The sequence below is a fragment of the Amycolatopsis sp. MEPSY49 genome, from assembly GCF_051337345.1.
Classification (GTDB): domain Bacteria; phylum Actinomycetota; class Actinomycetes; order Mycobacteriales; family Pseudonocardiaceae; genus Amycolatopsis.
This window is the reverse complement of the sequence record NZ_JBDLYJ010000003.1, coordinates 79785-101065: the sequence shown is the minus strand read 5'-3', so window position 1 is coordinate 101065 and position 21281 is coordinate 79785. Positions and strand designations below refer to the sequence as shown.

19 protein-coding genes and 1 tRNA gene are annotated in these 21281 nt (G+C 71.9%); 7 read left to right on the top strand and 13 right to left on the bottom strand.

What is annotated here, in order from left to right:
• Positions 1-164: 164 nt before the first annotated feature.
• The 3 genes from ABFJ78_RS15145 (at position 165) to ABFJ78_RS15135 (ending at position 2148) form a co-directional block, all read left to right on the top strand.
• Entirely contained in the window at positions 165-539 is a 375-nt protein-coding gene (locus ABFJ78_RS15145; RefSeq protein ID WP_436386903.1) for a peptidase inhibitor family I36 protein, read from the top strand.
• Between the two features lie 1031 nt (positions 540-1570).
• A tRNA-Arg gene (locus tag ABFJ78_RS15140) sits at positions 1571-1647 on the top strand.
• A gap of 306 nt (positions 1648-1953) precedes the next feature.
• Positions 1954-2148: a hypothetical protein gene (locus tag ABFJ78_RS15135; protein ID WP_436386902.1), complete on the top strand. Its 195-nt coding sequence runs from the start codon at positions 1954-1956 to the stop codon at positions 2146-2148.
• A gap of 13 nt (positions 2149-2161) precedes the next feature.
• Here ABFJ78_RS15135 and ABFJ78_RS15130 read toward each other — a convergent pair whose 3' ends face one another.
• Entirely contained in the window at positions 2162-2953 is a 792-nt protein-coding gene (locus ABFJ78_RS15130; protein WP_436386901.1) for an alpha/beta fold hydrolase, read from the bottom strand.
• 180 nt (positions 2954-3133) lie between these two features.
• On the opposite strand from ABFJ78_RS15130, the gene ABFJ78_RS15125 reads away from it, so the two are divergent.
• Genes ABFJ78_RS15125 through ABFJ78_RS15115 form a run of 3 tightly spaced genes read left to right on the top strand, consistent with a single transcriptional unit; the run spans position 3134 to position 6242 of the window.
• Positions 3134-4507, top strand: coding sequence for a TrpB-like pyridoxal phosphate-dependent enzyme (locus ABFJ78_RS15125; RefSeq protein WP_436386900.1), 1374 nt, complete (start codon positions 3134-3136; stop codon positions 4505-4507).
• Positions 4504-5736, top strand: coding sequence for a hypothetical protein (locus ABFJ78_RS15120; RefSeq protein ID WP_436386898.1), 1233 nt, complete (start codon positions 4504-4506; stop codon positions 5734-5736). Before ABFJ78_RS15125 ends, ABFJ78_RS15120 begins: the two co-directional genes overlap by 4 nt.
• Positions 5733-6242, top strand: a complete 510-nt coding sequence (locus ABFJ78_RS15115; RefSeq protein ID WP_400904204.1) for a hypothetical protein — start codon at positions 5733-5735, stop codon at positions 6240-6242. Before ABFJ78_RS15120 ends, ABFJ78_RS15115 begins: the two co-directional genes overlap by 4 nt.
• Before the next feature lie 1366 nt (positions 6243-7608).
• Here ABFJ78_RS15115 and ABFJ78_RS15110 read toward each other — a convergent pair.
• From ABFJ78_RS15110 to ABFJ78_RS15055, 12 genes are all read right to left on the bottom strand, one after another.
• Complete coding sequence (locus tag ABFJ78_RS15110; protein WP_436386897.1) at positions 7609-8856, bottom strand: ATP-grasp domain-containing protein; 1248 nt, start codon at positions 8854-8856, stop codon at positions 7609-7611.
• A gap of 8 nt (positions 8857-8864) precedes the next feature.
• Positions 8865-10163, bottom strand: a complete 1299-nt coding sequence (locus ABFJ78_RS15105) for an MFS transporter (protein WP_436386896.1) — start codon at positions 10161-10163, stop codon at positions 8865-8867.
• Between the two features lie 85 nt (positions 10164-10248).
• Positions 10249-10965, bottom strand: coding sequence for a transglutaminase-like domain-containing protein (locus ABFJ78_RS15100; RefSeq protein WP_436386895.1), 717 nt, complete (start codon positions 10963-10965; stop codon positions 10249-10251).
• Between the two features lie 28 nt (positions 10966-10993).
• Positions 10994-12139 carry an acyl-CoA dehydrogenase family protein gene (locus ABFJ78_RS15095; protein ID WP_436386893.1) on the bottom strand — a complete coding sequence of 382 codons (1146 nt, stop codon included), beginning with the start codon at positions 12137-12139 and terminating at the stop codon, positions 10994-10996.
• A 15-nt stretch (positions 12140-12154) separates the two neighbouring features.
• Positions 12155-12526, bottom strand: a complete 372-nt coding sequence (locus ABFJ78_RS15090) for an ectoine synthase (protein ID WP_086671488.1) — start codon at positions 12524-12526, stop codon at positions 12155-12157.
• A gap of 4 nt (positions 12527-12530) precedes the next feature.
• The gene (locus tag ABFJ78_RS15085) at positions 12531-12815 is read right to left on the bottom strand and encodes an acyl carrier protein (protein WP_372666506.1); all 285 of its coding nucleotides are present in this window, start codon (positions 12813-12815) and stop codon (positions 12531-12533) included.
• A gap of 1 nt (position 12816) precedes the next feature.
• The gene (locus tag ABFJ78_RS15080; protein WP_436386891.1) at positions 12817-14325 is read right to left on the bottom strand and encodes an AMP-binding protein; all 1509 of its coding nucleotides are present in this window, start codon (positions 14323-14325) and stop codon (positions 12817-12819) included.
• 167 nt (positions 14326-14492) lie between these two features.
• Entirely contained in the window at positions 14493-15797 is a 1305-nt protein-coding gene (locus ABFJ78_RS15075; protein ID WP_436386890.1) for a PQQ-dependent sugar dehydrogenase, read from the bottom strand.
• 94 nt (positions 15798-15891) lie between these two features.
• Entirely contained in the window at positions 15892-16734 is an 843-nt protein-coding gene (locus ABFJ78_RS15070; protein WP_436386888.1) for a class I SAM-dependent methyltransferase, read from the bottom strand.
• Entirely contained in the window at positions 16731-17807 is a 1077-nt protein-coding gene (gene hppD / locus ABFJ78_RS15065) for a 4-hydroxyphenylpyruvate dioxygenase (protein ID WP_436386887.1), read from the bottom strand. Before hppD ends, ABFJ78_RS15070 begins: the two co-directional genes overlap by 4 nt.
• Before the next feature lie 27 nt (positions 17808-17834).
• Positions 17835-18047, bottom strand: coding sequence for an MbtH family protein (locus ABFJ78_RS15060; RefSeq protein WP_436386886.1), 213 nt, complete (start codon positions 18045-18047; stop codon positions 17835-17837).
• Positions 18048-18072: 25 nt separating this feature from the next.
• A complete protein-coding gene (locus tag ABFJ78_RS15055) occupies positions 18073-19827 on the bottom strand; it encodes an amino acid adenylation domain-containing protein (protein WP_436386884.1) in 1755 nt (584 codons plus the stop codon).
• Positions 19828-20071: 244 nt separating this feature from the next.
• On the opposite strand from ABFJ78_RS15055, the gene ABFJ78_RS15050 reads away from it, so the two are divergent.
• Positions 20072-21253, top strand: a complete 1182-nt coding sequence (locus ABFJ78_RS15050; protein WP_436386883.1) for an acyl-CoA dehydrogenase family protein — start codon at positions 20072-20074, stop codon at positions 21251-21253.
• The last annotated feature ends 28 nt before the right edge of the window (positions 21254-21281 follow it).

Genomic DNA, 21281 nt, shown 5'->3' with positions numbered 1-21281 from the left:
GTCCGCCCGCAAGACCGTTCGCGGATCTGTGGACAGGTCGCCGGGCGGGGCCCGGTTGTCCACAGATCCGAAATCGCGGGCTGACAAATCTCCCGCCACCCGCCAATCTGGAATCACCAGTTCACCGCGGCCCCGAAGCCGCGAATCCAGAGGGGAAATCCACGATGTCCGCACGCCGTTTCCGCGCCCGGTTGCCGCACCTGCTGATCCTGGCCGCGTTGGGTCTCCTGACCAGCGTCGGAACCGCTCAGGCCGCGCCCGGTCCCGGGTGCCAGAAGGGCGAATTCTGCCTGTGGTCGGCGAACGACTACGGCGGCGAGATCTCGCGATTCGATTTGCGCACGACGAATCCCGGGGAATGCATTCCGCTACCCGAGGGATTCGCGGGATCGTCGTTCGCGAATCTGCTGACGCGGGACGTCACGGTGTACCAGAGCGAGGAGTGCTCGACGGAGGGAGACTTCGTCACCTACCCGGGCGGCGGCACGTTCGTGCCGGACGCGCCGTTCCTGGTCCGCGGGATCCAGCTCTGGGAGTGACGCCCACCCCGACCCGGGCCCGCACCGCCGTCCGCTCCAAGGGGGGAGCCGGCTCGCGGCGGCGGCCGGACCCGACCGGGGCCGCTCCCCCGAAGCGGCCCCACCCCGTGGGCGCGCCCCAGCGGCGGGGCGCGCCCACGGGCTTCCCAGAGCGATCACCGCCGCGTTACACCCACCCGGGCGGCTTCCGGCCGTGGTCGGGTCCAGCGCGGTCCTGAGGGCAGCCGGCCAGGTCCTCGGTCCTTCCAGCCGTCAGGCCCGGCGACCGCGCCAGGAAAGCCCACAGAGGGCCCCTGACCAACCACTGCGTTCTCCGCCCGCGTGCGGCGCAGGCCAGGAGCCTCGCCCAACCGCAGCAAGAGCCTTCTAATCTAGGTCGCGGGTTCGAGTTCTGCCGGGGCGCAACCTCACCGCACCGCGGCCCGGGTCACCCGCAACCGGCTTCCCGACCAGCCCACCACCCACGACAGCGGTCAGACCAACCGTCACCACCGACCACAAGCCGCCGGCGGCACTCGCCTCACCGAAGCGCGCCAGCAACTCGGCGGCCCGGCCGAACCGCGCACTCCGGCAAGGCGCAACCCACCCACAACCGTCTCGGAGGAGTCCACCGGGTCGCCGGCCCCACCAGTCCCGGCGGCCATGACCCAAAGCTGCCTCGAACCACATTCCTGCAGGTGAGGAGACCACCGCGCCGCCCGCCGCGGCGGGTAAGCAGCGGCGTGCGGACGCTCGCGGCGCTGCCTGCCCGGCCGCAGGGACGTGCGGGCGAGCGTGGTCGGGCTGGACACAGCAAGAGCCTTCTGATCGCCAGATTACAGGTTCGGGGCTCGTCCGGAAGCCCGTCCGGTCACCCTCAGCACCGCACCCGACACTCAAGGAGGTCTACACCACGCTCTCGACGAGCCTTCCACCGAACTTCCGAATTCCGTCGAACGAGACCTGAAACGATTCGCCGGTGTCGAACGATCGAGAGGATGGCGACGACTAAGCTGCCAGTGCCGGGTTACCGGCAGCAGCCGTCGGCGCGGGCCCTCGTAGCTCAGCTGGATAGAGCAAGAGCCTTCTAATCTCTAGGTCGCAGGTTCGAGTCCTGCCGGGGGCGCCACCAGGGAAGACGTCGTGCGCGGCTGCGCACGACGCCCCCTGGCCATCGTGACCGGCCCCACGTCGGGGCCCTTCTCCCGCGCCATCGGCCTGTCCCCACTTTGGACAGTCATCCCGGGCAGGCGGACTCCGGAAGTCGCATCGTGAGAGCGGCCAGGTGGCCCAACGGTTCTGACCGAGCCCATCCCGAGACAACCTTGTTACCTGAGGCTTTCCGCACGCGTTCGGTCACGCCCAGCGATGACGCCCGCCGTGCGTCCGATACATCACCCGATCGAGCGAATTCACGAAGGAGGCGCACCACACCGTGGACCACCAAGAAGGACGACATCGGAGGCGGCGCACCAACCGCGTCGCCCGAACCACCCTCGACGAGGCCCGGCGCGCGGGGCTCGTCCGGCGGCACCTGACGAAGCTGCGGTACCTGGCCGAACGCGCCGCCCGCGCACCGGCAGCGGAGCCGACCCCGGACGGGCCGGCCTCCACATCGGACGCCGCGTGAGTACCCCCGGCGGTCAGTCGAGGTAGAACTCCCGGAGCGCGGCGGTGAGGACGTCCGGCGCGACCGCGTGCTCCTGGCCGGGCAGCGTCCGGCGCCGCGCGTGGGGCAGGGCGTCGGTCAGCGCCTGCGCGGCGTTGCCGAACGACTCCGGGCTCGCGCCGCCGTCGAGGACCAGGACCGGCTGGGTCAGGCCGGCCCAGCGTCCTTCGGGCAGGGAGCCGTCGCCCAGGAGGATGCTGTCGTAGACCAGCGTCGGCGCGACGCCCAGGAACCCCGGCCACAGCGGCGATGCCTTCATCTCGGCGATCCGCTCCGGCGGGGCGCCGAAGGACTCCGCCAGGTACAGCTCGACAGCGTCGTCGCGACGGCCGTCCTCGATCAGCGCCGTCAGCTTCGGCAGGAACGCCGGGGAGGGCCGGGGGCGGGTGTCGTCGGTGATGAACGGCGGCTCGTACGTCGCCAGCTTCGTCACGCCGCTGCCGGGGCGGACGGCGGCGTCGAGGGCGAGCACCGTGCCGGCGGACATGCCGAACAGGTGGGCCGAACCGCCGGCGTCGGCGATCAGGGCGGCCAGGTCCTCGAGCTCGCGCTCGACCGCGTACGGCGGGGTGTCGGTGCTGCCGCCGCGGCCGCGGCGGTCGTAGTGGTACACCGTGAAGTCGCGGCCGAGCAGGTCGGTGAGCTCCTGCGTGCGCGGGTCGAACGCGCGGTACTGGAACGTGCCGCCGACCAGCACCAGCGGCGGCCCGGAGCCGACCTTGTCGAACTCGATGACGGTGCCGTCGGCCGACGTTACGTGTCCCACGGGAACTCCCCTCGCATTTTCGTGGCTCTGAAACGAAATTAGCGCACCCGGGGTGCAAGTGGCCCAGAGCGCGCACTCCGGGAGATGTGCCCGGGCGGGCGGGGACGGCAGCATCGGGGCGTGCCGGCGGGCACCGCCGTGCGTCGGATCCGGTACTGCACAACGACGAGAGGCTCCGCGATGGAGAGAAGCAAGTTCCAGCTCGACGAGTCCCAGATTCCGAGCACCTGGTACAACATTGCCGCCGACCTGCCCGGCGCCCCGCTGGCGCCCGCGCTCAACCCGGCGACCGGGGCACCGCTGACTCGCGACGAAATGGGCGCGACGATGCCGGAGCCCATCATCGACCAGGAACTGAGCACCGAACGGGACATCGAGATCCCGGAGCCGGTGCGCCAGCTCTACGCCCAGTGGCGGCCCAGCCCCCTCTACCGCGCGCGCCGGCTCGAACAAGCCCTCGGCACCCCGGCGAAGATCTACTACAAGTACGAGGGTGTCGCGCCGTCCGGGAGCCACAAGCCGAACACCGGGATCCCGCAGGCGTACTACAACAAGCAGGCGGGCAAGACCGGCCTGATCACCGAGACCGGCGCCGGGCAGTGGGGCAGCGCGACAGCGCTGTCGGCCGCGCTCTTCGGGCTGACCGCCAAGGTGTTCATGGTCAAGGTGAGCTTCCAGCAGAAGCCCTACCGCCGGGCGCTGATGGAGTCCTACGGCGCGACGTGCGTCCCCAGCCCGAGCCCGGAAACCGCGGTGGGCCGGGAGATCCTGGCCAAATACCCCGACTCCCCCGGCAGCCTCGGCATCGCGACTTCGGAGGCGCTGGAAACGGCGGCGAAGGACCCGTCGCTGGGTTACGTGCTCGGCAGTGCCGCGAACCACGTGCTGCTGCACCAGACCGTCATCGGGCAGGAAGCCCTGCTGCAGATGGAACTGGCCGGGGACTACCCGGACGTCATCGTCGGCTGCTCCGGCGGCGGCAGCAACCTCGCCGGGCTCACGTTCCCCTTCATCGGCGCGCAGCTGCGCGGCGGGCCCGCGGTGCGGGTGCTGGCCGTCGAGCCGGCCGCCTGCCCCACGCTGACCCGCGGCACCATCGCCTACGACTACGCGGACACCGGCCGGCTCGGGCCGCTGTTCCGGATGCACACCCTCGGCCACGAGTTCATGCCGCCGCCCGTGCACGCCGGCGGCCTGCGCGCGCACGGCATCGGCCCGCTGGTCAGCCGCGCGGTCGAAGACAAGCTGATCGAGCCGGTCGCCGTCGGGCAGACCGGGTGCTTCGAGGCGGGCGTGCAGTTCGCCCGCACCGAAGGGATCCTGCCGGCGCCGGAGTCGACGCACGCGATCCGCGGCGCGATCGACGAAGCCCTGAAGTGCCGCGCCGAAGGCGTCAGCCGGACCATCCTCTTCGGACTGTCCGGGCATGGCCACTTCGACCTCGTCGCCTACGACAAGTACTTCGCCGGCACGCTGGAAGACGACGTCGTCAACGAAGAGCAGCTCGACCTCGCGGCGGCGTCGATCCCGCAGCTGGGCGGAGCCACGTCGTGAGGGTGGCGGTCGTCGACGCGGACGGCATCGCCGCGCACCTGCCCGCGGCGCTGGCCGCGCACGGGCTGGAGACGGTGCGCGTCCGGTCCGAGGCACCGGACGTGCACCTGCGCGGGTCGGCGGCGGCCGACGTCCGGCATCAGGGCGACGTCGGCGAAACCGCGGAAGCGTTGCGGCGCCTCGACGTCGGGTTCGTGCTGGCCGGAACCGAGTCGGGAGTGCTGCTGGCCGACGAGCTGTCGGCGGCGCTCGGCACCCCCGGCAACGGGATGAGCCGGCCACGGGCGCGGCGCGACAAGTACGAGATGGTGGCGGCGGTGCGGGAGGCGGGTGTCACCACGGCCGCGTCGTTCTCGTCGCCGTCCGCCGACGAGGTCGTCGCCTGGGCGGAAGCGCTGGGCAACTGGCCGGTCGTGCTGAAGCCGCTGGCGAGCGCGGGCACGGACAACGTCCGGATCTGCGGGTCGGCCGACGAGGTGCGCACCGGGCACGCCGCGATCCTCGCCGGCACCACCCGGTACGGGTCGCGCAACGACACCGTGCTGGCGCAGGAATACCTGCACGGGGACGAGTACTTCGTCAACACCGTCAGCCGGGACGGCGTGCACCACGTCGTCGAGGTGTGGCGCTACCACAAGCGGGCCCTCGACGGCGGCCACTGGATGTACGACTACGAGCAGCCGGTGCCGCTGGAGGAGCCGCGCGTGGCGGACCTGGTCGGCTACACGCTGGACGTCCTGGACGCGCTCGAGATCCGCAACGGCGCCGGGCACACCGAGGTGATGCTCACCCCGACCGGTCCGGTGCTGGTCGAGTCCGGCGCGCGGATGGGCGGGTCGCACCAGCCCGCGGTGATCTCGCGGTGCATCGGCACCAACCAGGTCGAGTGCCTGGCGCTGGCGGTGGCGCGCCCCGAAGAGGTGACCGAGCGGCGGCTGCCGACGTACCGGCCGCGGTCGTTCCTGCGCTACGTGACGTTGATCAGCCCGGGCGACGGCGTGGTGCCGGACGAGGCCGGGTTCGCGGCGGTGCGCGCGCTGCCGTCGTTCGTCGACCTGGTGCTGACGACGCCGCCTGGGGGCCCCGTGCGGCGGACGGTCGACCTGGCGACGTCGGTGGGCTACGTCTACCTCGAGGCGGACGACCCGGAACAGGTCGAGTCGGACTACAAGCAGCTGCGCGAGTACGAACTGAACGGGCTCTACACAGGTGAGGCGGTAGCCAAGTGACGAAAGCGATCACGGAACTGAGCGAGCTGGCGGACATCCCGGAGGAGTGGGTGCACGTCGCGAAGCGGATCTACCCGGGCGAAGACCTGCGACTGCCGGGCGCGTACCTGAAGTGGTACGACATCCGCGAAGAGGGCGAAGAGGCCGCGCCGGCGATCAGCGAGCAGGCGCGCCAGTACCTGCGCGACCAGGCGGAGTCGGGCGAGCTGGAGTTCGAGAACGAGCTCGGCTACGCGCAGTTGCACCACGACGGCGGCTATTACCTGATCGTGGGTCTGTGGCGCAAGGACGAGCTGTGGACGGCAATCTTCTTCCTGGACGGCGACGAGTTCAAGCGCTACCCGGCCAAGCCGGGAGCATTCCGCGCCACGCAGAACGTGGTGGAACTGGACACAACGGCCCACGAGCGCCGGGCCTGGGCCCGCTTCCTGCGCACGGACCGCGGCGAAGCGGCGAAGCGCGCGTACATCGAGGACTACTGCACGGGTGTCGTCGGAGTGCCGTGACCCCGCGCGCGTGCGAACGGGCCCGTCCCCAGCCGGGGCGGGCCCGTTTCGCATGTACGGGAGGGGAAACCGGGCGGGTCGCGCGGTCGAGGTGGCAGGAACCGCCGCCGAGTTGCGCCGGGCGGACGAGCGATTGACTGCGCCGCGCTCACGGCTCACGGCTCACGGCTCACGGCTCACGGCTCACGGCTCACGGCTCACGGCTCACGGCTCACGGCTCACGGCGAGGGTTGGCTGGCGGGCTGCTGGCCGCGGCCGCGATCGTCACCCTCGCCGCCGTCCGCGCCGGTCGCGACAGCCGGCGCGGCAGGCTGCTCAAAGCCGTCGGGGCCGCTGGCGGGCTGGCGGGCTGGCGGGCTGGCGGGCTGGCGGGCTGGCGGGCTGGCGGGCTGGCGGGCTGGCGGGCTGGCGGGCTGGCGGGCTGGCGGGCTGGCGGGCTGGCGGGCTGGCGGGCTGGCGGGCTGGCGGGCTGGCGGGCTGGCGGGCTGGCGGGCTGGCGGGCTGGCGGGCTGGCGGGCTGGCGGGCTGGCGGGCTGGCGGGCTGGCGGGCTGGCGGGCTGGCGGGCTGGCGGGCTGGCGGGCTGGCGGGCTGGCGGGCTGGCGGGCTGGCGGGCTGGCGGGCTGGCGGGCTGGCGGGCTGGCGGGCTGGCGGGCTGGCGGGCTGGCGGGCTGGCGGGCTGGCGGGCTGGCGGGCTGGCGGGCTGGCGGGCTGGCGGGCTGGCGGGCTGGCGGGCTGGCGGGCTGGCGGGCTGGCGGGCTGGCGGGCTGGCGGGCTGGCGGGCTGGCGGGCTGGCGGGCTGGCGGGCTGGCGGGCTGGCGGGCTGGCGGGCTGGCGGGCTGGCGGGCTGGCGGGCTGGCGGGCTGGCGGGCTGGCGGGCTGGCGGGCTGGCGGGCTGGCGGGCTGGCGGGCTGGCGGGCTGGCGGGCTGGCGGGCTGGCGGGCTGGCGGGCTGGCGGGCTGGCGGGCTGGCGGGCTGGCGGGCTGGCGGGCTGGCGGGCTGGCGGGCTGGCGGGCTGGCGGGCTGGCGGGCTGGCGGGCTGGCGGGCTGGCGGGCTGGCGGGCTGGCGGGCTGGCGGGCTGGCGGGCTGGCGGGCTGGCGGGCTGGCGGGCTGGCGGGCTGGCGGGCTGGCGGGCTGGCGGGCTGGCGGGCTGGCGGGCTGGCGGGCTGGCGGGCTGGCGGGCTGGCGGGCTGGCGGGCTGGCGGGCTGGCGGGCTGGCGGGCTGGCGGGCTGGCGGGCTGGCGGGCTGGCGGGCTGGCGGGCTGGCGGGCTGGCGGGCTGGCGGGCTGGCGGCCGATTATCCCCCTCGGGCATGCGAAGGCCCCGGTGCGCCGACCGGCACCGGGGCCCTCACTCGCCACTAATCCCTACTCCGCCACCGGCCGCGTGCGGACCTTGATGTCCGCCACCTTCGCCTGGCTGAACTCGATCGCCGCCGTCGTGTCGGCCGCCGTTACCGCTACATGGCCCAGCCCGTCCCACGAGCCGTCCAACGAGCGCACCACATCACCCGGCGCCGCTCCCCCGAGGTCGATCGCCAGCGTTGCCGGGTCTGCCGAAACCCCGTCCACACCCGCCATCTCCACGATCTCGCCCGGCTCCGCCACCGCCAGCCAGCTCGCCGCCGCGCCGATGGCCGGCGGGGCGGCCGCCAGCGGTGTCACCAGGCCGTGGGGCCACTTCATCGTCAGCTCGTGCATGTCGACCCCGTGCACCGCGAACACCATCTCGTTGATCAGCGCCCCGCCGATGCGGTTCTGGGACTCGATCACCACCGGGCCGCGCGGGCTGAACTTGAACTCCGTGTGGCTCGGGCCGTCCGAGTACCCCATCGCCTCCAGGAACGCCGGGATCATCCGCTCCACCGCCGCCACCTCCGCGGGCGACAGCCGGGCCGGGACCGCGTGGCCCGCGTGGACCACCGTTCCCGGCAGCGTCACCGCCTCCGTGATCGCCAGCACCCGGTGGTTCCCCGCGAACGAAAACGCTTCCGCGCTGTACAGCGTCCCGTCGATGTACTCCTCCAGCACGTACTCGTCGAGGTCGTACTGGCCAAGGAACGGGTGGTCCGAAACATCGCGATCGCGCGAAATCGCCGCGTAGACCGACTCGACCTGGTCCGCGCTGTCCACGCGGTGGACACCGAAACTCGCCGTGCCCGCTCCCGGCTTCACGATGAACGGGTAGCCGTAACGAGCTCCGAACGCCGTCAAGCTTTCGCGGCCCTCGAGCACCGCCGCGCCGATCGCCGGGACGTCCGGGTGGGCGACCTCCGCCAAGCGGCGGCGCATCACCGCCTTGTCCGTGAACCGGTGGCTCACCTCGTACGACGGGCCTCCCAGCCCCAGCAGGTCGCGGACGCGGCCGGCCGGGTCGAGGCCCGGCTCCGTCAGCGACACCACCGTCGAGAACCCCCACGCCCGGTGCGCCGCCTCGACGAGCGGGGCGAACGTCGCCCAGTCCGTGTAGTCCGCCAGGAGCGCGCCCACCACCAGCGGGCCGTACTCCGGCTTGAACTCGTCCGGGTTCTGGACGTACACCACCTCGCACCCGGCCGCCTTCGCCGCGTGGAAGTGCTTCGGGTTGCCGCCGATGAGCAGGATGCGTGGCGCCATTTCGCTGGTCACTCCTGGGAAACTCGGACCGGTTCGGGCTCGGGCTCGATGTGCGGTGCGGGCACCGGTTTTTCCGCGCGGACCGACGGCAGGCACAGGCACAACGCGCCGCCGAGCACGCACGCCAGGCCCGACAGCGCGACCACCTGGGACCCGCTGAAGTGCTCCAGCAGCAGGCCACCCAAAGCAGCGCCCGTCGGGGACGACGCGACGATCACCGACCGGCGGGCGCCGAACACCGCGCCGTACTGCTCGGACGTCACCGCGTTCTGGATGACGCTGATCTCGGTCGACGCGTACGGCGCCCAGACGAACCCGCCGACGAACATGATCACCAGCGCCAGCGGCAACGCGTGCACGAACACCAGGGGCAGCAGGATGATGCCCCACACCGTCGCCCCGACCGCGTTGACCACCGCCGGGCGGAACCTCGCCAGCCGCGGCACCATCACCAGGCCGAGCAACGCGCCCACGCCCATCGCCGACCACATCGCGCCGTAGCCCGCGCCGCCGGCGCCGAGGTTCTGCTCCGAGAACACCGGGATCGCGGTCAGCAGCGGGCCGTAGGACAGGAAGTAGATGATCGTCAGGATCATCATCGCGCGGACGACCGGCACGGTGATCAGCGGGCCGAACCCGGCGACGAAGCTGTTCTTCTTCCGCGAGGGCGACGCAGGCGGCGCCGGGGAGAGCGCCGGGTTCACCCGCACGCCGAGCACCAGCGCCGTCGCCACCAGGCACATGATCGCCGGGATGAACAGCGACCAGATGCCGATGAAGCCCGCCAGCGAACCGCCGAGGACCGGGCCGACCAGGTACGGGAACTGGTCCCCGATGGTCAGCACGCCGTTGGCCACCTGCAGCTCGCGGCGCGGGATGAGCATCGGCGTGATGACGCGGGTGCCGACCTTCGCCAGCGGGTTCGTGACGCCCATGACCAGGCACAGGCCCAGCACCACCGGCACGCTGAACGTGCCGACCACCGACAGCAGCGCGATGCCGCCGATCGCGATGCCGCGGACGGCGAACCCGATCGCGGTGAGCTTCACCGGCGACCAGCGGTCGAACCACGCGCCGAGCAGGGGCCCCGAGACGATCTCCGGGAAGCGGCGGAACAACACCGCGAGCCCCGCGAGTCCCGGGGAACCGGTTTCCACCAGCACGATCCAGATCAGGGCGACGGAGGCGAACTCGTCGGCGGTCTCCGAGAGCAGGCTGCTCACCGTGAGCTTGCCCAGCCCCGGGAACCGGCCCAGCACCGACCGCTGCCACCGGCTCCGGACGAAGCCGGGCGCCAGAACCACCATCACCGCCCCTTTCCAGGACTCCCCCAGGAGCCGCGGTCCACCGTCCTCCCGCGCGACGGCGGACCGCATCTCCCGCTGTGCTCGGTTACGCGGCCCTCAAGCCGGACTGTCCGGATTCGCCGGTCTCGTCGGCCGCCTCGGCGACGAGCGAGCCGCCCGCCGTCTCGTAGCGGCTGGCGAACAGCGCCGGGTGCGCCGAGCGGATGCCCTCGACGACGAGCTCGTACGGGAAGTCGTCGAAGTCGCCGTAGTCGTGGAGGAACTCCATGTACCGGCGGCCCTTGCTGTCGTACGGGTGCGACATGCTGTCGGCCGAGCCGTCGAACTCCAGCGGCGTGATGCCGTACAGCCGGCACAGGAGCTTGGTGAACACCGGCGTCGCGCGGACCCACTTGCCGTTCAGGTACACGGAATTCAGTGCGTGGAAGCGGAACACGTCTCCGCCGACCAGCTCGCGCAGCCGCGGCGACGCGAGGTGGTTGCGGACGTCGGTGAGCGCGATCCGGCTCGGCACGCCCGCCGCGCGGCACACGGCGGCGTACACAATGGACTTGTGGACGCAGAACCCGCGGCCGCGCTCGATGATCGCGCTCGCCTTGAGGCCGTCGCGGCTCAGCGCCGCGCCGTAGACCTCGTAGTGCAGCTTGTCGCGGACCGCGTAGTACAGCGAAACCGCCTTGTCGGTGAGGGTCCGCTCGGTCCCGTCGAGCGCCCGCCCGACGAACTCCCGCACGACCGGGTGGTCGTAGTCGAGGAACGGGGTGACCCCGAGCAGGTCTTGCGGAGGCGTCTCGGCCGCCATGTCGTCCTTCTTCCGGTTCCGGCGCCTGTCAGCGCACTCCGAGCATTCTGGCGACCTTGTCCCGCTGGACCTCCGACGTGCCGGAGTAGATCGTGCCGCCGGTGGCGTCGCGCAGCTCCTTCTCGATGCCGAACTCGCTGAGGTAGCCCCGGCCACCGAAGATCTGCACGGCGTTGGTCGCCGACCGGACGTTGGCCTCGCTCGCGAGCACCTTCGCCATGGCCACGTCCACCATCACGTCCTCACCGGCCTCGAACCGCTTCGCGGTGTCGTAGAACCAGTTGCGGGTGGTCTCCAGGTCCATCTTCATCTGCACGATCTTTTCCGCGATCAGCTGGCAGGACGCGATCGGCGCCCCGAACTGCTTGCGGCTCTTCGCGTATTCGACGCTCTGCTCGAGGCGGTGCTCCATCGCGCCCAGGCTGATCGCGAAGGACAGCAGCACCTCCCACTTCATCACGTAGTCGAGCAGCAGGAAGCCCTTGCCCCGGCGGCCGACCATGTTCGCCGCGGGCACCACGCAGTCGGTGAACGTCAGGTTCCCCAGCGGCGACGTGCGCAGGCCCATCTTGTCGATCGGCGGCCCGGCTTCGAAGCCGGGCGTGCCCTTCTCGACGGCGAACACGCTGATGCCGAGCGGGCCGGTGCCCGGCGACGTCCGGGCGTAGACCAGGACGACGTCGGCGACCGGGCCGTTGGTGATGAAGAACTTCCGGCCGTTGAGGACGTAGTTCTCGTCGTCCCGGCGCTCGGCCGTGGTCTGCATGGCGGCCGCGTCGGACCCGCCGTGCGGCTCGGTGATCGCGTGGGCGCAGATCACCGAGCCGTCGATCACCTTCGGCAGCAGCCGGTGCTTCAGCTCCTCCGAGCCGAACCGGTGGACCGGCACGCCGGTGCTGACCAGCTGCGTCGAGATCGAAAAGCCGAGCCCCCCGTCGCGGCAGTGGCGGCCGAGACCCTCCAGCACGTGCATGGTGGTCGGCAGGTCGTGCCCGCCGCCGCCGTACTCGGTGCCGAACGGCAGGCCGAACAGGCCCGTCGCGCCGATCGCCGGCCACAGCTCGCCGGCGAACTCGGCTTCGCGGTCACGCCGGAGGTGGTCGGCGCCCCAGGCCCGGAAGGCCTCGGTGTAGCCGTCCCGCAACTCCTGCTGCTTGTCGGTCCACTGCTGCATCGGGGGAGCTCCGGCTCAGTAGTTGGAGAATTCGTCGTCGAGGTTGTGCGACTCGTCGCCGATGAGGGCGGGCGTGAACATGCAGACCAGCACCATGTCCTCGTGCGGCGACGCGATCAGGTGGTGCGGGTCGTGCTTGTCGAGGGCGTAGATCGTGCCGACCTCGATGACGTGCTCGTCACCCGCGGAGTCGATGACCTTGCCGCTGCCGGCGATGCAGTAGCACGCCTCGAGGTGGTTCTTGTACTCCAGCGCGGAATCGGTGCCGGCGCGGACGATCGTGTGCGTGACCGTGTAGCCCATGCCGTCCCGCAGCGTCAGGAAGCGGTGGCTCAGGCCGTTGCCCCACTCGACGCCTTCGACTTCCGAAAGTTTGCGGATGATCACTGTGTCAGGCCGCCTTTCCCAGGTAGTCCACATCGGACGAGCCCGACGCCGAGTGCAGCTCGACGAACCGGGAGATCGAGGTGATGGAGGTGAAGTCCTGCTCGACGATCTCGACCTCCTCCATCGGGATCTCGAACGTGGCCTCGAGCCAGGTGACCACGCGCAGCAGGCCGAGGCTGTCGATGACGCCGTTGGCGCGCAGGTCGTAGTCGGCCTCGAGCTCCTCCGGGCCGACGCCCGGCAGGAACTCGTCGAGGACGTACTGCTTGATCTGCTCGGAATAACCCATGTCAGCTCCCGTTCAACAGGTCTCGGATGACGGCTTTGCGGTCGGTCTTGCCCGTCGAGGTCGTCGGCAGGGGGTCGTCGACGACGCGGATCGTGGTGGGCAGCGCCGCCCGCGCCAGGCGCTCGCGGCAGAACTGGCGCAGCGCGAGCACGCCGAGCGGCTCGGTCGTGTCGCGGCGGACGACCGCGTGGATGACCAGGCCCGCGACGTCGTCGGGCACCGCCACCACGGCCGCGCCGGCGATCCGCTCGTGGCCGAGCAGGACCTGCTCGATCTCTTCGAGGTTCACCCGCACGCCGCGGACCTTGACCTGGGAGTCGGTGCGCCCGACGAGCGTGAACACGCCGTCGGCGTCGCGCTCGACGAGGTCGCCGGAGCGGAAGTAGATGCGGCCGCCGTCGCGTTCGACGAACTTGTCCGCCCCGCCGCCGACCGCGTACCCGGCCGTCTGGAACGGGGTCGACACGAGCAGCTCGCCGGTGGCCGGGCCGTCGATCACTTCTCCGTGGGCGTCGAGCACGAGCGCGTCGACGCCGGGCAGCGGCCGGCCGATCGGCAGCGGGCCCTCGCCCTCGAAGCCGGTGATCTCGTGGATGAAGCTGTCGTTGGTCTCGGTGGCGCCGTAGATGTTGTGGAAGCGCGCGTTCGGGAACAGCCGCGGCAGCTCCGGCAGCAGCTTGGCGGGCATCTTGTCGCCGGTGACGATCACGTGCTTGACCGACTCGAACGGCGTCACGCCGGGGACGTCGGCGAGCAGCCGGTAGAGCATCGGAACCGACTGGACGACCTCGACGCGCTCGGCGCGGATCACCTCGGCGAGGTGCTTGCCGTTGGTCGCCTTGTCCGGCTCGACCAGGACCGTCGTGCCGCCGGCCTTGAAGGTGGCGCGGATGTCGAGCAGGCAGAGGTCGAAGTTGAACGGCGCGTAGTTCAGCACCACCGTGCCGGGCCGCAGCCGGAACTTCGTGACCGCCCACTCGGTGAAGCGCTCGACGGCCTGGAAGCTCAGCGGCACCACCTTGGGCAGGCCGGTCGACCCGGAGGTCGTGAAGATGAACGAGGTGGCGTCCGGGCTGACGTCGGGACCGGTGATGCCGTCGAGGCCGGCCAGGTCGCCGTCCGGCGCGACCGCGGTGGTGTCGATCTTGTGGATCCGCCGGCCGCCGACGCCCGCGCCGGGCTCGGCGGTCAGGACGTCGGTGCAGTCCGCCTTCTCCAGCAGCTCTTCCAGCGCCGTCGCGCCGAGCTCGGTCGAGGGCAGCATGAACGGGCGGCGCGCGAGCAGGCAGGCCACGATGAGCGCGACCGTGCGCGGGGTCTTCGCGGCGTGGACCGCGACCCGGGCCTCGGCCGGCAGCTGCAGCGCCGACAGGCTTTCGTAGGCCGACATGGTCATGGCGGCGAGATCGGCGTAGGACACCCGGACGTCGCCCAGCACCAGTGCGGTCGACTCCGGCCGGGTGCGGGCGAAGTCGGCCAGGCAGCCGAGCAGCGAACGCGAGTACGGCACAATGTCTCCAACCCCGGCCGGGCGCGCGGCAGCGCACCGGCCAGTCACCCCAGCTCCCCCACGGGGAGTCCACTTCGGACTCCGGCGGGGCCCGGGCCGGGCTCCGCGTGGACTCCACCGTAGCTTCGCGCCGGAGTGACTGGCTTCTCGTGCGGTGCGGCTCCCGATCAGCCGATCGGTGTCCGGTGTGGACCGTCCGACCAGGACTCCCAGCGCCACAGCCGCCCGGTGCCCCGGGTCGCCTGGACGCCGTTCTCCGACATCTCGAACTTCCCGAAGTCGAGCAGGTACAGCGCGTCGTCGCCGGGCGCGAACCCGACGTCGATGGGGCGGGCCGGCGCCGGGGCACCGGACAGCTCCCGCAGCGACCAGTCCGCCGGGTCGACGACGACGAGGCTGCGGCCGACCGGCGGGCCACCGGCGGGCAGGCACATCGGTGCCTCGTCGCCGAACAGCGTCACGACGAGCTGGCCGGCCAGCGACCCGCCCGGGACGACGGCGAAGCGGGTGGCCGAGACGTGCGGCTCGAACTCCAGCAGCGCGCGTTCGGGAACGGGCAGGTCTTCGTGGTTCGCCAGCAGGAACTCCGGCTGCGCGCCGCGTTCGGGCGCGAACGCCGGATCGGTCACCGGACGGTCCCCGACGAAGTCCGGCCAGCCGTACCACCGACCCGGCCGGACGTCGAAGAGCAGGTCCGGAGCGTTGCCGATCGGGCGGCTCCCCCGGTCGTCGGCGCCCTGGTCGAGCGCGATCAGCCGGCCGTCGGGCAGGAAGCCGAGACCGAACGCGTTGCGCAGCCCCCAGGCCACCAGCTCCATGCCGGAGCCGTCCAGTTCGCACCGCAGCACGGCGGCGGTGCACGGCAGCTGCGCCGCGATCTTCTGGCCCGCGGTGGTCTGCGTGCCGAACGGGCCGAACGCGCCGGTGCCGATCGTCGCGCCGGGCTCGTCGGAGAACGGATCCCGGGTGGTCGCGTTGAAGCCGGTCAGCTCGATGTCCAGGCCGGGCAGGTCGAACGCGTGCGGCAGCCGGCGCAGCCAGCCGAGCTCGTAGGCGTCCAAGCCGATCACGCCGAGGTTCGACATCGCGCCCTGGCTGAAGTAGAGCTTGCGGTCGGCGCCGACCACGGCCATGTTCGTGTGGTAGTTGCCGGGACCGGGCATGCCGTCGACGACGACGTGCTTGCGCCCGCCCGCGTCGACGCGGGTGATCCGGCCGGCCCCGCCTTCGGAGACGAACAGGCCGCCCTCGAACCAGCACAGGCCGGTGACCGGCGCGGCGAGCTCGTCCGCGACGAGCGTCCGCTCGCCGCCGGCGAGCCGCCAGACCTTCCCGCCGGGGGCCGCGCCGCCGAAGGCGAGGCCGGACTCGGCGACGAAGACGCCGCCCGCGTCGTCGAAGGCGAGGCTGGTCGGGAACTGCAGCCCGGTGGCGACTTCCACCGCCTCGGGGTTCGGCTGGTTCAGGGGCACGGCGAAACCTCCCGGCTGGTCGACCGCCGGCTGAGCAGCACTCAGCCGCTTCCGTTCGGCGACGCTAGCCGGGAGGTGCCGGGCGCACGTCTTTTCACGTGCGCTGGTGGTCCGCCTCCGCAAGACGGACGGCGTCCTCGCGGAGCGCGCCCGTCAGCTTGGCCCGCTGGCCGACGTCGGAGTACTCCTTCTTCGGCCCCTTGGTCCGGCGCAGCACGGTGATCGAGTTCTGCCGCACCTTCTGGCTTTCCAGCAGGCTGAGCACCTCGAACTCGCCGGGCCGGATCCGCTGGGTGTCCGCGATGTACTCCAGGATGGCCTCCCCCTCGGGGTAGGTCCGCAGGTAGTGCATCGCCAGGATGCCGCCGTCCGGGTTGATCAGGTCGAGGCAGTTTTCGAAGAAGTACAGGCAGTCCCACGCGTCGACCCAGGCGAAGTCGATGGGCAGGAAGTCGGCCGGCAGCGCGTCGCGGCACTGCCGCATCTTCGCGTTGACGACGGTGACGCTCCCGCCCAGGCCCAGCTCGGTCAGCAGGTCCTGGCACTTCGCCGCCGAGGAGTACTCGTCGGACAGGTCGTCCACCGCGATGAACCGCGACCTGCGCGGCTCGCGGTAGTAGCCGGGGATCAGCAGCGCCGGCTCGGTGGTGATCCAGTCCTCGTCGAACTCGCGGCCGCTGTCGAGGTACGGCGCGTTCTTGCCGACGAGCGCCTTGGCCTCGGCCTCGACGAGTTCGTCCACTTCGGCCAGTGCCTTGGCGATGAACGGTGTCGTGTAGCCCATCCCGACCTCGAGCACGCGCTCGGGCCGGACCAGGTGGACCAGGTGCGACAGCAGCGGGGCGATCACCTCGGTGCCCATGCCGGGCACCCGCAGCCGCTCGGCCGCTTCCCGGAACTCCGGGAGCGAGCTGCCGTTGCTGAACCCCGCGCTCACGACGCGTCTCCCCGGCCCCGCTGCAGTTCGACGGCTTCGTACAGCGCCTTGATGTTGCCCGAGCCGAACGAGCGCGAACCGAGCCGCTCGATCACCTCGAGGAACAGGGTGTTGCGCGGGTGCACCGAGCGCGTGAAGATCTGCAGCAGCTGCCCGTCGTGGTCCTCGTCGACGAGGATGTTCAGCGCCTGCACCTCGTCCACCGAATACCGCGACAGCTCGACGCGCTCGCGCAGCAGCTGGTAGTAGGTGTCCGGCGTGTCGAGGAATTCGACGCCGCGGGCGCCCAGCGTGCTGACCGTCTCGGTGATGCTGTCGGCGGTGAAGGCGATGTGCTGCACGCCCGGTCCGCCGTGGTCCTTGAGGAACTCGTCGATGTGCCCGGCCGACTGCGAGGAGTCCGGCTCGATCAGCGTGAGCGTGACGGCGCCCGAGCGGCTCTGCACGACCTTGGTGACCACGGCCTGGTCGCCGACGACGATCCGGTCGTCGAAGATCAGCTCGAAGTCCAGGACGGACCGGTAGAACTCGACGTTGTCGTCGATCCGGCCGGGCTCGACGACGACCGCGAAGTGGTCGACCGTCAGCAGGCCGGCGCCGGGGTCGGCGGCCTCGTTCGCGACGCGCCGCTGGCCGGGCAGCACCCGCTCCGCCGCGGCGCCGAGGGGCTGCACGAACGTGTGCGTGACATCGCCGAAGCCGATGATCTTCGCGGTGACCGTTCCGTCCTGAGTGGACGGTGGGGCGACGGGCCGCGCGCCGCGCCGGACGGCCTCTTCGTACGCCGCGGCCGCGTCCTTGACGCGCAGGGCGATGTCCGAGACACCGTCGCCGTGGCGCTCGATGTACGCCGCCGTCGCGTGGTCGTCCACCTGGGCTTCGGTGAGCACGAACCGGATGTCGTTGCGCACGAGCTCGACCGAGCGGGTCTCCGCCGGCCCGGCCGACTCGGCGGCGACGACGAACCCGTAGCCCTCCGTCAGCCACCGCGTCGCCGACCCGAGGTCGACCACGGCCACCTCGATGTGGTCGACCAGGACCTCGGCGAAGACCGAGCTGTCTGTTGACGTCATGTGTCCTTCTCCGTAGTCGTTCCGGGCTCAGTGCGCGTCGAGGCGGGCGGCCAGGCTCCGCGGGCGCAGGTCGGTCCAGTGGGTGCGCACGTACTCGAGGCACGCCTCCCGCTCAGCCGGCCCGTGCACCGCGGTCCACCCGGCGGGCACCGCGGCGGCCGCGGGCCAGAGGCTGTGCTGGCCCTCGGCGTTGACCAGCACGGAGAGGCTGCTCCGCGGGTCGTCGAAGGGGTTCGTCATCGGCGGTCTCCTTCCCTCGGTGGGCTCAGGCCTGCTCGTCGAGCAGGGCGTCGAGCCCGGCCACCGTCGGCTGGTCGAACAGGTCGCTGATCGACAGGTCGGCGTCCAGCGCCGCGCGGATGCGGCTGATCAGCTTCATGGCCAGCAGCGACTGGCCGCCGAGGTCGAAGAAGCTGTCCTCGATGCCGACCCGGTCCGTGGTGAGCACCTCGGCGAAGATCGCGCAGAGCGTCTCCTGGCGCGGGTTGCGCGGCGCGACGTACTCGACGGCGGGGCCGGCCTCCGGCTCGGGCAGGGCCGCGCGGTCGATCTTCCCGTTGGGGGTCAGCGGGAGCGCGTCGAGGACGACGAACCACGCGGGCACCATGAAGTCCGGCAGCAGCCGGGCCGCGTGGGCCTTGAGCGAGGGCAGGTCGACGTCGCCGTCGCTCGGCACCAGGTACGCGGCCAGCCGCTGGTCGCCCGCGTCGCCCTCACGGGCGATGACGGCGACGTGCGCGAGCCCGTCGTGCTTGGCCAGCACGGCTTCGACCTCGCCCAGGGACACCCGGAACCCACGGATCTTCACCTGGCCCGAGACGCGGCCGACGAACACGAGCCGGTCGTCCGCGCCGACCGAAACGAGGTCGCCGGTGCGGTACATCCGCGACCCCGGCGCGCCGAACGGGTCGGCGACGAACCGGTCCGCGGTCTGGTCCGGCTTGCCGTGGTAGCCGCGGGCGACGCCGCGGCCGGCCAGGTACAGCTCGCCGGTGCCGCCGGGCGCCACCGGGGCCAGGTTCTCGTCGAGGACGTGGGTGCGGACACCGGCCAGCGGCCCGCCGATCGGGATCGCGTCGCCGCCGTCGAACGGCGCGGTCATCGGCTCGTGCGTGGCGAAGAGCGTGGTCTCGGTGGAGCCGTACATCCCGCGCACCACCAGGTCCGGGTTCGCCTCGAGGGCGCGGCGGACCGCGGCCGGGGCGATGACGTCGCCGCCGGTGAGCACCTCGCGCACGCCGGAAAGCGCTTCCGGCGCTTCCTCGGCAAGGACGCGGAACAGGCCCGCGGTCAGGTGCACGCCGGTGATCCGGTGCTCGGCGAGCAGCGCGCGCAGCGACTCGACGTCGAGGTTCCCTGGCGGGGCCAGCACGATCTCGCCGCCGTGCAGCAGCGGGACCCACAGCTCGTAGGTGGAGACGTTGAACGCGTAGGGCGCGACCATCAGCACGCGCTCGTGGCGGCCGCCCTCCCACGCCGGGTCGAGCGCGAGGCCGAGGGCGTCCCGGTGGGTGACCGCGACGCCCTTGGGCTCGCCGGTGGACCCGGACGTGTGGATCACGTACGCCAGCTGGCCGGGGTCGGCGGGCCGGCCGGGGTCCGTGGCCGGGAGCGCGGCCAGTTCGGCGGCTTCCTCCGCGCTGTCCAGCAGCAGGGTCGTCGTGGTCGCGGCCAGGCCGTCCCCCTTGCTCGCGGCGTCGGCCAGCAGGACCGGGGAGCCGAAGCTGTCGACGATCCACTGCTTGCGCTCCGGGGGGTACGCGTCGTGCAGGGGGACGTAGCAGCCGCCCGCCTTCAGGATCGCCAGCGTGGCCACCACCAGGTCCGCCGACCGTCGCAATTGGACGGCCACCGGCGCGTCCGGCGTCACGCCGAGGCCGATCAGCCGGTGCGCCAGCCGGTTGGCGCACTCGTCGAGCTCGCGGTAGGTCAGGCGGACGCCACCCCCGCTCACCGCGGTCGCGTCCGGCGTGCGTGCCACCTGGACGGCAAAAACCTCCTGGAGGGAAGCGGAGACCATCACCAGCTCCAATCGCTTCGAATTCCCGGCCGTCCACCAGACGTTTCCCCCGGCCGCGGACACCGGACCAGCGTCGCCCGGCCCGGTCACGGACGGCGTCTCCCGCATTGCGCTCGGACACGGCCCCACCGGCGGGACAGCACTGCGTGAGATGCCGCCGCCCCGGGCGCGGTGCGACGGTTCGGGGGCACGGATCGACGGTCACGAACGGCCTTGTCCCGTGGCCTTTCCCGAGGAGGACCTGATGACCATCGCCGATGCCCCGTCGAGGAGCGAGCTGGTTCGCCGCGCATCGGAACTCGTGCCGTTGCTGAAGAAGCACGCGATCTGGACCGAGGAGAACCGGCGCCTGCACGAGGACACCATCGAGGCGCTGACGTACTCCGGGCTGCTCAAGCTCCGGGTCCCGCGCCGCTACGGCGGGTACGAGGCCGACATGACGACCGTCGTCGACGTGCTCGGCGAGCTCGCCCGCGGCGACGGCTCCACCGCGTGGGTCACCGCGGTGTGGGCGATCAGCACCTGGATGACCGGGCTGTTCCCGGACGAGGTGCAGGACGAGGTCTTCGCCGACCCGGACGTGCGGATCAGCGGCATCCTGAGCCCGACCGCGGTCGGCGTCCCGACCGAGGGCGGCATCATCCTCAACGGCAAGTGGGGTTTCAACACCGGCTCCACGCAGAGCAAGTGGAACACGAACGCCGCGGTCATCGCCCACCCCAACGGTGAGTTCGAGCCGATCATGGTGCTGGTGCCGATCGACGAGCTGCAGGTGATCGACGACTGGCACACCGCGGGCCTGCGCGGCACCGGCAGCGTCAGCACGATCGCCAAGGACGTCTTCGTGCCGTCGGCGCGCGTGCTGCCGATGGTCCCGGTCCTGATGGGGCAGCACCTGTCCGTCGCCAACGCGGATTCGCCGCTGTACAAGGCGCCGTTCATGCCGACCGCGTGCACCACGGTCGCCGCGGTGCCGGCCGGCCTGGCGAAGGCGGCCAAGGACGCGTTCTTCGAGCGCCTCCCCGGCCGCAAGATCACCTACACCGCCTACGAAAGCCAGAAGGACGCGCCGATCACCCACTTCCAGGTGGCCGAAGCGACCATCAAGATCGACGAGGCGGACTTCCACGTGCACCGCGCGGCGGGCATGCTCGACACCAAGAGCGTCGCCGACGAGGAGTGGACCCTGGAGGAGCGGGCCCGGGTGCGCCTCGACATGGGCGCGGTCTGCCAGCGGGCCAAGGAGGCCGTCGACATCCTGAACACCGCCAGCGGCGGCTCGTCGGTGCACACCGACGTGCCGATCCAGCGCATCGAGCGGGACGTCCAGACGGTCAACCTGCACGCGATCATGCACCCGAACACCAACCTGGAGCTCTACGGCCGGATCGCGTGCGGTCTCGAGCCCAACACGAACTACATCTGATCCGTGCCCCGGTCGTGAGTGAGAAACA

What these genes read in the sequence shown, in the direction of transcription:
- ABFJ78_RS15145 (WP_436386903.1), top strand. Translation starts at nt 165, where the DNA reads ATGTCCGCACGCCGTTTCCGCGCCCGGTTGCCGCACCTGCTGATCCTG.
- ABFJ78_RS15125 (WP_436386900.1), top strand. Translation starts at nt 3,134, where the DNA reads ATGGAGAGAAGCAAGTTCCAGCTCGACGAGTCCCAGATTCCGAGCACC.
- ABFJ78_RS15110 (WP_436386897.1), bottom strand. Translation starts at nt 8,856, where the DNA reads ATGGCGCCACGCATCCTGCTCATCGGCGGCAACCCGAAGCACTTCCAC.
- ABFJ78_RS15105 (WP_436386896.1), bottom strand. Translation starts at nt 10,163, where the DNA reads ATGGTGGTTCTGGCGCCCGGCTTCGTCCGGAGCCGGTGGCAGCGGTCG.
- ABFJ78_RS15100 (WP_436386895.1), bottom strand. Translation starts at nt 10,965, where the DNA reads ATGGCGGCCGAGACGCCTCCGCAAGACCTGCTCGGGGTCACCCCGTTC.
- ABFJ78_RS15095 (WP_436386893.1), bottom strand. Translation starts at nt 12,139, where the DNA reads ATGCAGCAGTGGACCGACAAGCAGCAGGAGTTGCGGGACGGCTACACC.
- ABFJ78_RS15085 (WP_372666506.1), bottom strand. Translation starts at nt 12,815, where the DNA reads ATGGGTTATTCCGAGCAGATCAAGCAGTACGTCCTCGACGAGTTCCTG.
- hppD (WP_436386887.1), bottom strand. Translation starts at nt 17,807, where the DNA reads ATGACGTCAACAGACAGCTCGGTCTTCGCCGAGGTCCTGGTCGACCAC.
- ABFJ78_RS15060 (WP_436386886.1), bottom strand. Translation starts at nt 18,047, where the DNA reads ATGACGAACCCCTTCGACGACCCGCGGAGCAGCCTCTCCGTGCTGGTC.
- ABFJ78_RS15055 (WP_436386884.1), bottom strand. Translation starts at nt 19,827, where the DNA reads ATGGTCTCCGCTTCCCTCCAGGAGGTTTTTGCCGTCCAGGTGGCACGC.
- ABFJ78_RS15050 (WP_436386883.1), top strand. Translation starts at nt 20,072, where the DNA reads ATGACCATCGCCGATGCCCCGTCGAGGAGCGAGCTGGTTCGCCGCGCA.